17 protein-coding genes are annotated in these 16,316 nt (G+C 34.2%); 10 read left to right on the forward strand and 7 right to left on the reverse strand.

Annotated elements, in window-relative coordinates; all coding sequences use genetic code 11:
- The first annotated feature begins 16 nt into the window (after nt 1-16).
- Nucleotides 17-1,810, forward strand: coding sequence for a tetratricopeptide repeat protein (locus tag DXU93_RS09105; protein WP_116880974.1), 1,794 nt, complete (start codon nt 17-19; stop codon nt 1,808-1,810).
- Between the two features lie 158 nt (nt 1,811-1,968).
- Nucleotides 1,969-2,940, forward strand: a complete 972-nt coding sequence (locus DXU93_RS09110; RefSeq protein ID WP_116880975.1) for a polyprenyl synthetase family protein — start codon at nt 1,969-1,971, stop codon at nt 2,938-2,940.
- Between the two features lie 2 nt (nt 2,941-2,942).
- Here DXU93_RS09110 and DXU93_RS09115 read toward each other — a convergent pair whose 3' ends face one another.
- The gene (locus tag DXU93_RS09115; protein ID WP_116880976.1) at nt 2,943-4,124 is read right to left on the reverse strand and encodes an OmpA family protein; all 1,182 of its coding nucleotides are present in this window, start codon (nt 4,122-4,124) and stop codon (nt 2,943-2,945) included.
- Between the two features lie 92 nt (nt 4,125-4,216).
- Here DXU93_RS09115 and DXU93_RS09120 point away from each other — a divergent pair, with 92 nt between their 5' ends.
- The 8 genes from DXU93_RS09120 (at nt 4,217) to DXU93_RS09155 (ending at nt 12,800) form a co-directional block, all read left to right on the forward strand.
- Entirely contained in the window at nt 4,217-4,594 is a 378-nt protein-coding gene (locus tag DXU93_RS09120; protein ID WP_116880977.1) for a globin domain-containing protein, read from the forward strand.
- An 81-nt stretch (nt 4,595-4,675) separates the two neighbouring features.
- Nucleotides 4,676-6,202, forward strand: coding sequence for a bifunctional phosphoribosylaminoimidazolecarboxamide formyltransferase/IMP cyclohydrolase (gene purH, locus DXU93_RS09125; RefSeq protein WP_116880978.1), 1,527 nt, complete (start codon nt 4,676-4,678; stop codon nt 6,200-6,202).
- A gap of 91 nt (nt 6,203-6,293) precedes the next feature.
- Nucleotides 6,294-7,319 (forward strand): rod shape-determining protein, encoded by a 1,026-nt coding sequence (locus DXU93_RS09130; protein ID WP_116880979.1) that lies wholly within the window; start codon nt 6,294-6,296, stop codon nt 7,317-7,319.
- A gap of 17 nt (nt 7,320-7,336) precedes the next feature.
- Complete coding sequence (mreC, locus tag DXU93_RS09135) at nt 7,337-8,170, forward strand: rod shape-determining protein MreC (protein ID WP_116880980.1); 834 nt, start codon at nt 7,337-7,339, stop codon at nt 8,168-8,170.
- Nucleotides 8,167-8,682, forward strand: coding sequence for a rod shape-determining protein MreD (locus DXU93_RS09140; protein WP_116880981.1), 516 nt, complete (start codon nt 8,167-8,169; stop codon nt 8,680-8,682). The genes mreC and DXU93_RS09140 overlap by 4 nt, the downstream gene beginning before the upstream one ends.
- Complete coding sequence (gene mrdA, locus DXU93_RS09145) at nt 8,679-10,553, forward strand: penicillin-binding protein 2 (protein ID WP_116880982.1); 1,875 nt, start codon at nt 8,679-8,681, stop codon at nt 10,551-10,553. Before DXU93_RS09140 ends, mrdA begins: the two co-directional genes overlap by 4 nt.
- Complete coding sequence (gene rodA / locus DXU93_RS09150) at nt 10,546-11,946, forward strand: rod shape-determining protein RodA (protein WP_116880983.1); 1,401 nt, start codon at nt 10,546-10,548, stop codon at nt 11,944-11,946. Before mrdA ends, rodA begins: the two co-directional genes overlap by 8 nt.
- Nucleotides 11,946-12,800: a CPBP family intramembrane glutamic endopeptidase gene (locus tag DXU93_RS09155; RefSeq protein ID WP_116880984.1), complete on the forward strand. Its 855-nt coding sequence runs from the start codon at nt 11,946-11,948 to the stop codon at nt 12,798-12,800. Before rodA ends, DXU93_RS09155 begins: the two co-directional genes overlap by 1 nt.
- Here DXU93_RS09155 and DXU93_RS15045 read toward each other — a convergent pair.
- The 6 genes from DXU93_RS15045 to DXU93_RS09180 form a co-directional block, all read right to left on the reverse strand.
- Entirely contained in the window at nt 12,797-12,958 is a 162-nt protein-coding gene (locus DXU93_RS15045; protein ID WP_165851374.1) for a hypothetical protein, read from the reverse strand. The genes DXU93_RS09155 and DXU93_RS15045 overlap by 4 nt on opposite strands.
- Nucleotides 12,959-12,964: 6 nt before the next feature.
- Nucleotides 12,965-13,483 carry a c-type cytochrome gene (locus tag DXU93_RS09160; protein ID WP_240623446.1) on the reverse strand — a complete coding sequence of 173 codons (519 nt, stop codon included), beginning with the start codon at nt 13,481-13,483 and terminating at the stop codon, nt 12,965-12,967.
- A gap of 28 nt (nt 13,484-13,511) precedes the next feature.
- Entirely contained in the window at nt 13,512-14,378 is an 867-nt protein-coding gene (locus DXU93_RS09165) for an ISAon1 family transposase (protein ID WP_449374871.1), read from the reverse strand.
- Nucleotides 14,368-14,601, reverse strand: a complete 234-nt coding sequence (locus DXU93_RS15365) for an ISAon1 family transposase N-terminal region protein (RefSeq protein ID WP_449374872.1) — start codon at nt 14,599-14,601, stop codon at nt 14,368-14,370. The genes DXU93_RS09165 and DXU93_RS15365 overlap by 11 nt, the downstream gene beginning before the upstream one ends.
- 387 nt (nt 14,602-14,988) lie before the next feature.
- Nucleotides 14,989-15,507, reverse strand: coding sequence for an ExbD/TolR family protein (locus tag DXU93_RS09175; protein ID WP_116880986.1), 519 nt, complete (start codon nt 15,505-15,507; stop codon nt 14,989-14,991).
- A gap of 2 nt (nt 15,508-15,509) precedes the next feature.
- Nucleotides 15,510-16,313, reverse strand: coding sequence for an ExbD/TolR family protein (locus DXU93_RS09180; protein ID WP_116880987.1), 804 nt, complete (start codon nt 16,311-16,313; stop codon nt 15,510-15,512).
- Nucleotides 16,314-16,316: the final 3 nt, after the last annotated feature.

The following is a 16,316-nucleotide window of genomic DNA, read 5'->3' on the forward strand; positions in this document are numbered from 1 at the left end:
TTAGCCCAACAGAAAAATGAAAAGAGGCCTTTTAAATATCATTTTTCTGTTGGGCTTCTTTATGACCTCAACAGAAAGCTTTGCTCAAAACAAAGAGCAACTATCAGACAGCTATAATAAATTCAAGGAAAGCCTCAAACAAGAAGATCTTGAAGTTTTCAAGAAAGACTTCGAACAATTTGCGAACCAAGCCATTGAACAAGATCAAGACTCTTTATTAATCGAAGGAGTGCTTCTTGCGGGAAGATATTTTAAAAACAAAAATGAATACATCACTCGAATAAAGTGGTTCCAATACGCTATTGACTCTCTATGTCAATCTGGCGCCGTGAAATGTGTTAACATACAACGTGATTTCGCAGCAATTTATAGCTATATCGGTCAATATGACAAAGCCAATGAACTTCTATTCGAAGGATTAAACTATTTAGCCGATAACAATCACCCACTAATGGCTGTTTTCAACCATAGTTTAATTGCAAAAAATTATATTAAAAGTGAGCAATATGAACTTGCTGAAAAACATTACCTAAAAGCAATAGAACTTAGTAAGTTGAAAGAAAAAGTATTCTTCACAGTTCACACTTACAACAATATTGGTGTATTTTACGAGAATATCAAAGATTACGAAAAAGCAATAACCTATTACAATAAAGGGATTGAGTTATTAGAAAACAGAAATTTAACTACAAAACTTAGGACACAACTGGTTCTACTTAAAGGAAACCTTGGCGGAGTACTTCTCAATCAAAAAAGTGAAGAAAAAAGGGGATTGACATATTTATATGAAGATTTGAACTTCAACCTCAAACAAAGGGAATTTAATATTGCAATAAATGCGGCGAGTAGACTCGCTTTACATTATAAATCAAAAAAGAAATATACCAAAGCTATTGAAGTTTTAAGTTATTGTTTAGAAAACATTGACAGTTCATACATCAAAAATGGACACAGAAATAACACTACCAATCTATATGATTGGCTTTTTAAAATGAACCTTCAGAATCAAAACAATAAAATGGCACTACACTACTTTGAAAAGTATGACGCGCTAAGAACAAAAAACCAAGAAATTCGAAAAGAAAACCGTTACAAAATTGAGAAAACCTTGCTTGAAAATATATTGACTGCACAATTGAATATTCAAAGGCAAGAAATCAAATTTAAAGACATAGAAAACAAAAGATTAAAACAAAAAAATGAAGATTTTTTCTATCGGATTGTTTTGGGTTCTATTTCATTTATAATTTTATCTGTGGTCATTATATTTTATAGTCGAAAACGCATTGATTTAATGCGTACAAAAAAAGAACTGGCAGAAAACAAATTTGAAGTTGAAAAACTGGAAAAGGAAAAAGCAAAAATTGAATTGAACTATAAAAACAAAGACATTACAGATTTTGCAATTGATATTTCGAGAAAGCAAGAAATTCTTACAGAATTAAAATCAAAATTGAATGAAATAATCGAGAAACAACCAAAGGATACTCCAACTAGCGCCGAACTTAAAAGCTTAATACGTTACGCCAACAACAATCTAATTATTGATGATCAGTTAAACAAATTCCAACAGAATGTAGAGGAAGTCAATTACCAATTCTTTGACGTTTTGAAAGAGAAATATCCAGAGCTAACTGAACTTGACAAAAATATTTGTGGATTAATTAGATTGGGATTATCCAATAAAGAAATAGCAACCATGCGGAATGTAAGTTACAAAGCAATCCGTATGTCTCGTTATAGAATTCGTAAAAAACTTAATTTGCCGCCAGAAGTAAACATCGTAGAATTTTTAAAATCGATAGAGTAATCATCATTTTTATTTAAAAACACGACAGCCTGATATTCTTACACAGACACTGTATTACAGCTCTTTATCAACCACTCCTTTTCACTATCATCGTCTTTTATTCGTTCTCTTCCAATGAATAAATGTTTTACCACTCATTATTTATATATTTGCATACAATGATAAAAGTGAGCGATATTAAAAGTCCTATTGCACCAGAACTAGAAAAGTTTGAGGAGCACTTTAAGGAAAGTATGAATTCTAAAGTTCCACTTTTAGATAAAATCACCCATTATATCATTAAAAGAAAAGGTAAGCAAATGCGACCGATGTTTGTCTTTCTTTCTGCAAAAATGTTGGGCACAGTCAATGACGACACCTTCAATTCTGCTTCTTTAATTGAGTTGTTACACACCGCAACCTTGGTACATGACGACGTGGTAGATGACGCCAATGAGAGACGAGGATTTTTCTCAATAAATGCCTTATGGAAAAATAAAATTGCTGTACTTGTTGGTGATTTCCTCTTATCAAAAGTGCTTTTAATGAGCATTGAAAATAAAAAATACCGCTCCTTAGAAATTGTTGCACGCGCCGTTCGAGAAATGAGTGAAGGAGAATTATTACAAATAGAAAAAGCCCGTCGTTTAGACATTGATGAAGCGACCTATTTCGAAGTAATCAGACAAAAAACAGCTTCATTAATAGCAACATGTTGTGAAGCTGGTGCGGTTTCAGTTGAACGCGAGGACGAAGCAGAAAGAATGCGACTTTTTGGGGAAAAAGTTGGACTGGCTTTTCAAATTAAGGATGATATTTTCGACTATGGAACACCCGGAAAAATAGGTAAACCAACTGGAAACGATATCCGCGAACAAAAAATGACGCTTCCACTTATTTACACTTTAAACAAGGTAGATTCAAAAACCAAAAAGGAGCTCATCAATATTGTGAAAAGACACAATGAAAATCCAAAAAAAGTAAGACGTGCAATGCAATTGGTTATCGAAAATGGAGGTATTGATTACGCCTATGACTACATGATGAGGATTAAAGATGAAGCATTAAAATTACTGGAACCAATCCCTGATTCTCCAAGTAAAAAATCTTTAATTATGTTGGTAGAATACACAACCAGCCGAGAAAAATAAGCTTAATTTTTATTCGTAATTCTGATTTCAACCCTTCTATTGGCCTGAACTTGAGGAATGGATTCAGCTTTTGGGTATAGCATTTGCGAATTCCCGAATCCTTTGATCGTCATACGCGACTTATCAACTCCACTATCTACAAGGTATGAACGCACTTTTTGAGCACGTTTTCTAGACAGTATTTTGGCCCGAAAAGTGTTTTTACCAAGTAAATGAACATGTCCTTGAATTTCAATTTCTACTTTCGGATTCAAGACCATAAAATCTTTTAATCTTCTTAATTTCGAATAAGCAACTGGCAATAAGACATCAGATTGAGAAACAAATTCAAGACCTTCCAACTCTATAGATTGATTAGAGTGAATAGGAAGTAAATAAATCACTACAGTATTGGTATCCAATTGTCTCAAACTAATTTCTTCATCTTTGAAATAATACCCTTCGAGATCAATTTTTAAATTCATTTTTAATTGCTCCTTATATGGAAAAACAAAATCAGAAACCATATACAATGCATTATTGCTTTTGGTTTCAGTAAGTATAACTTTCGCTACAACAGGCAGTTTCGTTTCAGCATCACGGATTTCAACATAAAAAGCTTCCTCAGTACGATTTTCTCTAAAATCGTATTTCTTTTTCATAGACTCAATTTCTTCAGCAGAGATTTCTTGCGAAAATGAAGTAATAACTTGAAAGGAAGATTTTTCCTTTTGCTCTGAATTTACACACAAAACAAGTTCATGATCACTGTCCAACTGTACAGAATCCATTAAAAAATTAAGCAAAGATTCTCCATTATTTCTCCCTTGATAAATAGGTTTAAGTGTTCCATCTACAATAGATTGACAGTCATAATTTTCTGTCAACAAATAGGCTGAATATTGAAATGGGAAATCAACACCTTCTAGTGTAATGGATAAATTTCCAGGAATATCTGATCGACATGCAAACCACAAACTATTTTTTTCCTCAGAAATGATTTGTTGATGCTTAGAGAATTCGTCAACATCTCCTCCATGCCCCTGAAATTGAACATTTGAAGAAACATTCGTCTCTATTTGAATCGCACCTATACAATCTCCTATATTATACAATCCAAGCTCTTCATGGTTTTCTAACCTCTCATCCTGCCCCATCAAAAATGCGGAGATAAACAGAAAATAAATTACAAATCTAAAAGTCATTAATACTTTACTTAAAATTATAAGAAGACAATTGGGATATCATCGGGATATTAAAATTGTAGTTTAAGACAAAAATAATTAAATTTGAAATCATGCAACATAACTTTGAAAATACCCTCTATGAAAAATTAGGAGAATCTAAAATAAAAGCCCTTGTAGATGCTTTCTACGAACGTGTTTATCAAGATCCTGTTTTAATTCCTTTGTTTAATAATGATATTACTGAAATAAAGGATAAGCAATTTCGGTTTTTAACTCAATTTTTAGGAGGTCCCCAACTATATATCGAAAAGTATGGCCCACCAAGAATGCGCATGAGACACATGCCTCACAAAATCGATCAAAAGGCAATGGTTTGCTGGCTTGCATGCATGAAGGAAGCCATAGCAACATTAGATATTTCTGAAGATTTAGGCACAGAATTATATCATAAATTTCCACAATTAGCACATCACATGGTAAATAGTTAAATTCTTCCATCAAATTGCTACTAAAAAGAGACCTATTTCGGTTAAACTATTTATTTTTGTACGCTTAATATCAAATGGGTTATGAGTAATACAAAAATTAAAAGTGCAATCATCTCTGTTTTTAATAAAAACGGATTAGAACCAATCGTAAAAGAACTTAACAATCAAGATGTTAAGATCTATAGTACTGGAGGAACACAAACTTTCATTGAAGATTTAGGAATTGAGGTTGAACGCGTAGAAGATTTAACATCTTACCCTTCCATTTTAGGAGGTCGTGTAAAAACATTACACCCAAAAGTTTTTGGAGGAATTTTAAATCGTTCGAACAACGAAAGTGATCAAGCACAACTTGCCGAATTTGAAATACCATCATTCGACTTGGTAATTGTAGACCTTTACCCTTTTGAAGAAACGGTAGCAGCAGGAGGAACACACGAAGAAATCATCGAAAAAATAGACATCGGTGGAATTTCTTTAATCCGTGCAGCAGCGAAAAACTACAATGATGTTACTTTGATTTCTACAAGAACTCAATATTCAGATTTCCTTTCAATTTTAACAGAGCAAAAAGGAGAATTGACAATTGAGCAAAGAAAATCATTTGCTAAAGATGCATTCAACGTAAGTTCTCATTACGATACACACATTTTCAATTACTTCAATGAAGACAATGACGCTGTTTTCAAACAAAGTATTACTGATGCACAAGTATTGAGATATGGTGAAAACCCACACCAAAAAGGAATTTTCTACGGCGGATTAGATAGTGTTTTTGACAAACTACATGGTAAAGAATTATCTTACAACAATCTTTTAGATGTTGATGCAGCTGTAAATTTAATGGAGGATTTCAAAAATGACGATCCAACATTTGCGATATTAAAACACAACAACGCTTGCGGTTTAGCTACAAGACCAACTATTCAACAAGCTTATGAAGATGCTTTAGCTGGTGACCCTGTTTCTGCATTTGGAGGAATTTTAATTGCCAATTCAAAAATTGATACAGCAACTGCTGAATTGATCAACAAATTATTCTGTGAAGTGGTTATTGCTCCAGCTTATGATGAAGAAGCAATTGAAATCTTAAAATCAAAAAAGAACAGAGTTATTTTGGTTCAAAAGGCTTTTGAATTTCCAAAAAAGCAGTTCAGAACGATCTTGAACGGTGTTTTAGAACAAGACAGAGATTTAATTACAGACCAAATTGAAAACTTCGAAACGGTAACGAAAGTTGCACCAACTGAGGCCCAAAAATTAGATTTAGCTTTTGCAAATAAATTGGTTAAACACACAAAATCAAACACAATTGTAATCGCTAAAGATGGTCAATTATTGGCAAGTGGTACTGGACAAACTTCTCGAGTTGACGCATTAAATCAAGCGATTCACAAAGCTAAATCATTCAACTTCGATTTAAATGGTGCTGTAATGGCATCTGATGCATTTTTCCCTTTCCCTGACTGTGTAGAAATTGCAAACAAAGAAGGAATCAATACAGTGATTCAACCAGGAGGATCGATTAAAGATGAACTTTCTATTAACTATTGTGATGAGCACGAAATGGCAATGGTCTTTACAGGAAATCGTCACTTTAAACATTAACAAAAAATAATTGAAAATAGTAGGTAATTTTCGCTAATTTTGGGAAAACATTTACTATACTTAAAGACACTTTTAGCGCGGCATAAACGATATGGGATTATTTGGCTTTTTAACACAAGATATTGCAATAGATTTAGGAACTGCAAACACATTGATTATCATGGATGATAAGGTGGTTGTAGACGAGCCTTCTATTGTTGCAAGAGACATACAGAACGGTAAAATCGTTGCAATCGGTAAGAAAGCACAACAAATGCATGGTAAAACCCATAAATTGATTGAGACAATTCGTCCACTTCAAGATGGTGTGATTGCTGACTTCCAATGTGCTGAACAAATGATTCGTGGAATGATTAAAATGATCAAAAAACGTAAGAGTTTGTTCAATGCTTCATTGAGAATGGTAATTTGTATCCCTTCAGGAATTACAGAAGTTGAGAAAAGAGCTGTTCGTGATTCTGCTGAACATGCCGGTGCTAAAGAGGTCTATTTAATTCACGAACCTATGGCTGCCGCAATAGGGATTGGAATTGATGTTGAAGAGCCAATGGGTAATATGATCATTGATATCGGAGGTGGTACATCTGAAATTGCAGTTATTGCTTTAGGAGGTATCGTTAGTGATAAATCAATTCGTGTTGCTGGAAATGACTTTACCAAAGACATTGAAGAATACATGCGTCGTCAGCACAACATTTTGGTTGGAGAACGTACTGCAGAGCAAATTAAAATCGAAGTTGGATCTGCTTTACCTGAGTTAGATACTCCTCCTGAAGATTTTGCTGTACGTGGTCGAGATTTAATGACAGGTATTCCAAAGGAAATTGTCGTAAGTTATGTTGAAATTGCTCATGCTTTAGATAAATCAATTTCTAAAATTGAAGAGGCCATCTTAAGTGCACTTGAAATGACTCCTCCAGAGCTTTCTGCTGATATCTATAAAACGGGTATCTATTTAGCTGGTGGTGGTTCGATGTTGCGTGGACTTGACAAAAGAATGTCATTAAAGACAAAATTGCCAGTTCATATTGCTGAAGATCCATTAAGAGCTGTGGCAAGAGGTACAAGTATAGCATTGAAAAATATAAACCGTTTCCAATTCTTGATAAGAGATTAAAAAAGTCAAAATAATTCATGCTAAAGTTCATAGCATTTTTCAGAAGATTTAGGGTTTTCCTTGTCTTCCTTTTCTTCCAAGTTGTTGCACTAAGCTCTTACTTTTCAGTAATGAGTTTTCCAAGAACTAAATTCTTTAATTCATCTTCAGCGATAGTAGCAACATTATTATCTTGGGAAAGAGATGTTGTTAAGTATTTGTATTTAGACGAAGCAAACCGCAAACTACAGGCAGAAAACGCTCTTTTAGAAAAGCGCATTCAAGATAATTTCATTTCAATTGATTCCAGTACAGCAAAAATAAATGATACTTTAAACAAATTGAGTTTCGAGCATATTCCAGCTACAGTTATCAATTCTTCTCATGACTATGCCAATAATTATTTTACAATCGATGCGGGTAGTGAAAAAGGAATTCAAAAAAAGATGGGGGTTGTCTCTTCGGATGGAATTGTCGGCATCGTTTATGACGTATCTAAGTCTTTCGCAATAGTCAAATCTATTTTAACCAAAGACATAAATATCAGTGCATCTATTGATGATTCCTATGCCCATGGTTTAATAAAGTTTGATGCAAAAGACCCTAGAAATGTAATGCTCACCGGTTTTTCGAATGATATTGAAGTCGAAATTGGATCAAAAGTTATGGCCCGAGGAAGTGGAGGATACTTTCCACAAGGCGAACCTATTGGATTAGTAAAGAAAGTTGAGCCTGTTGAAGGAAAACCGATGTGGGATATCACAGTAGAACTACATCAAGATATGAGAAAATTGAGGTATGTTTATGTGATTAAAAACATTCATCAATTGGAATTAAACAACTTAGAAAAAGATATTGAACAATTACAATGAATTCAATCTTGAAAAATATCATTCGTCTCATCATCTTTGTACTTGCGCAAGGATTGATCTTTGGTCAACTCAGTTTTGGCTATGGAATCCATCCGATGATATATCCCTTGTTTATTTTAATGTTGCCTTTTGACACTCGTCCAGTAGTGCTTATGATTTTGGCTTTTATTGCCGGAATAGGAATTGACTTTTTTATGAATACCTTCGGACTTCATGCAAGTGCTTCCGTTCTAATTGCCTACCTGCGCCCAGCCATATTTAGACAATTCGCTCCACGAGATGGCTACGATGTATTAAAAGAACCTATTGCACGTGAATGGGGATATCCATGGTTCATCAAAGTTTCATTGTTGACCATTATTGTACATCATCTTTGGTTTTTTAGCTTGGAATATTTCAAATGGTCGTCCTGGAATGATATTCTACTGAACACCCTTTCAAGTAGTTTAATTACCTTAATCATCTTTATTTTAATTCAGGTTTTATTTTTTAAAAAATCTAAAACAATATGAATTTAGAAGCAAGAAGACTGGTTTTTATTTTACTATTTTTATTTGTGGGCGTCGTCTTCACAGCGCGACTATTCTACATGCAAGTAGTTGATGACAAATGGATTGAACGAGCGGGGGAAGTTGCTAAAAGAAAAATCACCATCAAGCCGCCACGTGGAATTCTATATGATAGAAATCGTAAAAAAATTGTTGCCAATAAAACCTATTATAATCTAATGTTTGTTGAGGACGACATTGAAGATTTTGATACGGTGGCTTTTTCTAAGTTAATTGGAATGAGTGTTGACTCCATTCATTTAAGATTTGAAGAAATACGAAAAAACCTCGACAGAAAAACGAAAAGTAAAGCAACGGGCAATGACACCATTGTAAATGACTATCGTACCTACATGCCAAACGCATTTCTGAGTGAATTATCTGCAGATGAAATTTCAAGAATAGCAATGGATTTACCTGATTTTAAAGGATTCTATGAAGAACCTATGAGTATGCGTGACTATCCATACAATAGTGGGGCTAATATTTTTGGTTACCTCAATGAAATTAGTGGAGAAGAATTGAATAAAGACCGTCAATTTTACAATGTTGGAGATTTTATTGGTCGTTCAGGACTTGAGAAATATTATGAACATGAATTACGGGGGAAGAAAGGAACAAAAGTTATTCTTGCTTCAGCCCGAGGTAAACTAGTTGATAATTTTGCCGATGGAAAACTAGATACCAATGCACAACAAGGCCCTCCTTTACATTTAGGAATTGATATCGATCTTCAAGCGTATGGAGAAGAATTAATGAAATACAAATTAGGGTCTGCAGTTGCAATTGAACCTTCAACTGGTGAAATTTTGGCTATGGTTAGTGCTCCAAGTTACGATCCCAATCGAATGGTTGGAACGCGAAACATACGTAGCAATTACATGAAGTTATACAAAGATACACTGAAGCCATTTTATCCTAGACCACTGGCTGCAGAATATCCTCCCGGTTCTATTTTTAAGGTCATTCAAGCCTTGGTTTGTTTAGAGGAAGGAGTAATTGAAGAAGACGCAACATTTCCGTGTACCAAATCTTGGGTTGGATGCCATAATCATCCAACTGCAAATAGTGTATCAAAGGCCATTCAATTTTCTTGTAATCCTTATTTCTATTACGCAGTTAAAAAACTTATTCAACAAGGAAAATATGAAAGCAATTTTAAAGATGCTGCTGTTGGATTAGAATTATGGGAAAAATACATGCATAGTTTTGGTTTAGGACAAAAACCAGAAACGGATATCTATGGATTGCGAAGTGGTGTGATTCCTAACGTTGATTTTTATGACCATTGGTATGGAAAATTAAGATGGGCTTTTTCTACCATTCGTTCAAACAGTATTGGTCAAGGAGAGGTTAAACTTACACCTCTACAAATGGCTAATTTGGCTGCAATTGTTGCCAATGATGGATATTATTACGAACCACATTTGGTGAAAAGTATAGGCGATCAAGGTCCTGCCGAAAAATACAAAGTAAAGAAACACACGATGGTCGACCCAAAACATTATGGTGTAGCCAAAGAAGGAATGCGAGCAGCTGTAAATGACCCTTATGGAACAGCAAGAAGAGCAAGAATTAATGGAATTACGGTTGCTGGAAAAACGGGAACAGCTCAAAATCCACACGGAGAAGATCATTCAGTTTTTATGGCCTTTGCTCCTTATGATAATCCAAAAATTGCGATTGCTGTATTTGTTGAAAATGCAGGATTTGGAGGGACGTGGGCTGCACCAATCGCCAGTTTGATGATGGAAAAATATTTGACTGGAGAGATATCTGACACGTTGAAGGAGCAAAGAATTCTTGACAAAAGATTTACACACATCAATGAATAATTTAAGAGACAAAACTGTTGGATGGGATTGGCTAACTATTTTAATAGTTTCTGCTTTAATTTTGATGGGAATCACTAATATTTATTCGGCTGCATACAACCCAGAACGTCCATTTCTATTTGATTTAAAAACAATGTATGGAAAGCAAATCATGTGGATTGGTGTCGGACTTTTCCTTGGGATTGTAATTTCACTTATTGATGCAGAATATATACGTAAACTCACGCCTATTGCCTTTGTTACCGTCATTATTCTTTTGGTGTTAGTCTTATTCACAAAACCCATAAACGGAGCACGGTCTTGGCTCGGAGTAGGGCCATTTGGTGTCCAACCTTCCGAATTTTCAAAGTTTACAACAGCTTTGATGCTTGCATACTTATTTTCACAAGACAGAGGAAAAATCATTACCAAAAAGTCTTTATTTCTAGCCTTAGGAGTTGTTTTCATGACTATGCTATTGATTTTGATTCAGAATGATACTGGAACATTCCTTGTTTTTACAGCATTCTTTTTTGTCATGTATCGAGAAGGAATCACCTTCGATCCTATTATTTTATTCTTTTCCAATCGAATTTTAGGAATGAGATTTAAACAAACATGGGTCGGAATTCACTTTATTCCAGTACTTTTTATCGTCATCTCTTTTAGTATCGTTACACTTTATCTTACAGATTCAAAACATACCTTTTCCTTTCTCCCAGGTTATGATGTCCCAGGTTGGATATTAATTTTATCTGTGATCACCCTTATCTTAACCATAGCCTTTTTCTTGAATCAAAACTTCTCTTCTCAGCGTTCGAAAGGTAAATTAAGATCTGTAATCTTAATCGTCTATTTTGTATCGATTGGATTGGTCGGAGTGGTTTCTTATACCTATTTAAACGTTCTACAATCTCATCAAAAGGACAGAATAGATTTGTGGTTGGGTAAAATTCAAGATAAAGATGGAAAGGACTATAACAGAAATAGAGCCTTAGCTGCTGTAGGATCCGGTGGATTTTCAGGTGTTGGATATCATGATGCTATCTTATCAAGTCCAAGAAGTCAGCACGTACCAGAAAGCGAAACTGATTTCATTTTTTCCGTTTATTCTGAAGAATGGGGCTTTTTGGGATCAGCAACCTTAGTCGCTTTATTCACAATTCTGATGATTCGTATTGTTGTGATTGCAGAGCGGCAAAAAAGTCGATTTGCCAGAGTCTACGCAAATGCTGTTGCCATGATTATTTTCTATCACTTTTCAATAAACATTGGAATGAACATAGGGATAATTCCGGTGATTGGTATTCCTCTACCCTTTTTCAGTTATGGAGGCTCTTCTATGATGTCATTTCTTATCATGATCCTGATTTTATTGAAATTAGATAGTCAACGTAAAGAAGTTTTGGCCTAATGAAAGAAAAATTTAAACTTTTAAACCCTTTTTCACAAGCCTTGATGCTCGTGATTATCGGTGTTGTTTCTTTTATTCTACTTTCAATCATCCTAAACTTAGCTTATCAAACTGCATTTCCGGAGTTACCAATGAACAAGGTTAATGAGCTAATCGAAAGTTATCCTATCCATTATATGATTCTCAACTTTCTACCTTTACAAGTTGGCTTTTTTCTTATTCCTGGTATAATTTATTGGTCTCTTTCAAGACTGAATAAAAGCATAACACTTAAAACTAACTCTACAGTTTATGTTTGGTCTATTTTGTTGTTCCTATGTGCATTTTTTCTATTGCCATTTTTTAGTGAAATCAACATTGAAATCGTCCAGTTCAATTTTGAATCATTATTAAAACAAAAAGAACAATCAGATCTTCAATTAAAAAAATTAGTTGGTGAAGTAGGTTCAACATCATTTTATGTTGCGATTTTAACAATAGGTCTACTCACTGGTATTGCAGAAGAATTGGCCTTTAGACGTTTTCTTTTCCATCACATGTTCACCAACACCCAATCCCTAAAAAAGGCTTTATTCTCAAGTGCGTTTATCTTTGCGCTTTTGCACTTTAATTACCTACAAATATTACCTCTATTCACTTTTGGATTAGTCCTTGGCATGATGTATTACGTTACCGGAAGTTTAATTCCTGGAATAATTATGCACGCCGCAAACAATATGATTAACGTATACTGGTTAGCCAGTGATAACTTTCCTGAATGGATGGAAGAAATTAATTTATACACAACAATTCCAGCAACAGCAGTATTACTATTGCTGGTCATATTATACAAAAGGAAAAAAGGTAATATTTAATATAAGCCTTTTATAAACTCATAATCTTTCTCCATTTCATTTTCAACCTTTGCCAAATGTTGTTTCGAAATCTTAAATGTCAATAAATTAATATCAATTAATAACTTCACTACATATGCAGCCATTACGACTACAGAAATAACGATAAAACCTTCCATAACTTTTTATTTGATAATATATTTTGATAATTCTTGTAATTCTTCATCTGACAATTGAGGAAATCCTGGCATTTGAGGGAAGTCTTCGCGCTTCTTACCGGGTTCTCTTATCCAATCAATTAATGCTGTTTCATTGTTTATATAGATTTCAGCCATTTCAGCAATAGGAGGACCAACCAAAACCTCTTTCTCTTTATGACAAGCAGTACAATACTGACTAAATATAGCAGCTCCTTTAGCATACTCCCCTAATGATTCATCTACTAGGAGTTCATTAGATTCATCAACAGGATTTTCTCTTGCTTTCTTACTTAATTTCGCGAAGTTATCTGTATGAACTGCTACTAATTCTTGATGTTTCTCTAAACTATAGTGACGATACATTTGTCTACTCCCTCCATAAAAATCATAAAGGATCAAGACTAATTGTTGGGGATTAGGCATAAATTTCAGATAAACGGAATAAAAAAAAGTCAACATTTCTAACACCTCTAAATTGAGATCTGAAGGCTTTAATTTTAGCATAAAAAGACTCTGCTGAAGCATTAGTGCTTCAGTTCTCAAAGTAATTTACAATCGTTTGATAGTTTAGATGGAATGTATTAACGATTGTATTAAAACTCTTAAACTGGGATTCTTCAACATCTTTATACCAATGCGCTAGCTTGGTTAAAGCCACTCTTTTTTCCGTAGTATTGTTATAAATCAGTCTAAATTTTTGAGATAAGTCGTATGCAGTTTTAATCCTTGGGTATTCCTCAAATAATATCTGTGCTCTTAGCTCCTGATTCTCTGTCCACTTTTCACGACTTTTATATAATAAATATCTTCCTCTAGCCAACAATTGTTTTCGAGTATCTCCATTACTATAAGTTTCTGGAATATAGTTTAGTCCTTTCAATTTCGCCTTGATGAGCTGTTCATTTTCCTCGTCCATGGCTTCCCATCTATGTTTAATTCCAATTTCTTGAACAGCTTCCGCACATAGTTTTTGAACATGAAAACGATCAATAACCTGAGTTGCGTTTGGGAAGCACTTTTTTGAAATCAGCTTCATACTATTAGCCATATCCAAGGTGATCTCCTTGACTTTATTACGTTTAGAAACATCTATTTTGTTGATGTGTTCAATAACTTTTTCCGCTTTGGTACCTTCGACTATTGCAACTATAGAGCCTTTTATACCCTTTGATTTTTTATTGGTGAGAACTGTATAAAGTTCACCTTGAGACAAAGCAACTTCATCAATTGATAAATATTTTCCAATGTTTTCGGGGTAAATCAACCATTCAGAAGCATGGGATTTATCCTTCCATTCATTAAAGTCACTTAAGAAATCTCGATATTGTCGTTGTAGTTTTTTACCAGAAACCCCAAAGAAATTACCAATAATGCTACAGTCTACGGCCTTAGTATTGATTAATTTCTTTTAAAAAAGACGCGAATTCCACAGTCATTCTCGTCCCTTTAGCTACAACATTCCAGTCTCGTTGAACCACCTTTCCACTAGCTTTATCAGTCCATCTACGTCGTTTCACATGTAAATAAACTAACTTTCCTCGCAAAGGAAAATCTTGTATGACAACTTCTTTATGAAATCCTTTAGATACTAAGGATAAATCGCTGAACTCTTTAGGTTGAATACTTTTTCCTCAAAATACAACGCTAACTTATCTGTTTTCTGCTCAGAACGAGTAAAGTCAAAATGCGCTACGATCATCTCGGGTAAATCAACTTTAATAAATCAAGATAGTTTTCCATTTGCTCTACTTTAACACAAAGAAATGAAATTTAGTCTAATTCCTCCCCAACTTTTGTGACTGATCCCTTTTGTGACTGATCCACACTATCACAGCTAAACAAGAAAATTGATAGGACAACGAAACCAAATACTTTAAGCATGTTTTTCTCATTTTAAACAAAATTAAGAATTTAAAAACTTAATAAAGTCATTGTTATCAATTTGTATGACAAAAAAATTCCATCTACTAGAGAGCAGATGGAATTGTTCAATATTAAATCAAGAGTATTTATTGTACCCTAATGCTATAATTGCTTTTGTTCCCCATTTCTGCTGCAGAGTATGCAATAGAATTGAAGTTGTTATCTCTTAAGATTTCACGAGCAGTAAAGATAATACCCATAGGTACTTTTTCATCTGCCTTAAAACAAGTGATTACATTCTCTTTAGGGTCAGTCATCTCCGCTGGCTTATCATTAAATTTAGCCAACTTCCATTTACCGATATAATTAATTCCATCAGGGTGAAGTAGTCCATCATATTGAACTGCAACACCTTTATCGAATTTTGAAGCGTCTCCTTTGATAGGTGTCCCAAGGTAAACAAAATCAACTGTTGATCTTTGTTTAAATGGTGTTAAATCAGTTACTCCTACACCTTGTGCTGGGGTAATTTTCACCAATGGATCTATCTCTTTAGTTGTTGTTGCAACCATGAAGAAGAACAATAACATGAAAACGATATCTGGAAGAGAAGATGTATTAATCGCCGGAGCAGATTTCCCATCCTTTTTTCTAAATTTTGACATAGTTAACGTTTTGGTTTAACCTCAATTAATCTTAGAGGATACAATGTTTCTATTAATTCGACGTGTTCTTGATAAAGACGCAACTCTGGAGTGTCTTCTAGCTTATTTTGTTGAATGTAACGGTTCATTGCCGTCCATGTTATTCCAAATAAAGCCATTGCCTCTTCGTCACGTAATTCTGTTACTGCACGTTGAACTTCAGACTGAACAGCAACATACGCTGAGTAGTCGGTATCGACAAATGATTCAAGACGAATATGAGCCTCAAAAGCTATCTCTGGCATCTCTTTTTTACCACTAAACTCGGTATAAAGATTCATCATTTCTAGCTTTTCATTCCATTTTTCGATCGCTACAAGCGTTTGATCAATCATTTTAGATGTTTTATCGTCAATCACCTTACGGTTTTCAAGTGCATCTAATCTGTTTTGCTGTGTAATCAAGTTATTTGAATACAATTCTTTTGTACCAAATGCATAGTAAGGATAATCTAAGGCACGATCTGTTTTTCTATCTCTATTCACAGTATAGAAATGCTTGATTCTACTGTTAAGAGTAGAAATATCTTCAGGTTCGATAATAGAATCACGTGCCTGAATTACCTGTTTACTATTGATAACAATCTTATAGATATTCTTTTCTTCAACCGGTGGTGGTTGAATTTTAGATTCAACTTTCTTTGGTATTTTACGCAAGTAAGCCGTGTCCTTGTCCATTGTTGTTGTAACAAGAAAAAAGATTAGCAATAAGAAGGCGATATCCGCCATCGAACCTGCATTAATTTCCGGTGCTTCTCGCTGTGCCATTAC

This window comes from Brumimicrobium aurantiacum, assembly GCF_003402975.1.
GTDB classification, from domain to species: Bacteria; Bacteroidota; Bacteroidia; order Flavobacteriales_D; family Crocinitomicaceae; genus Brumimicrobium; species Brumimicrobium aurantiacum.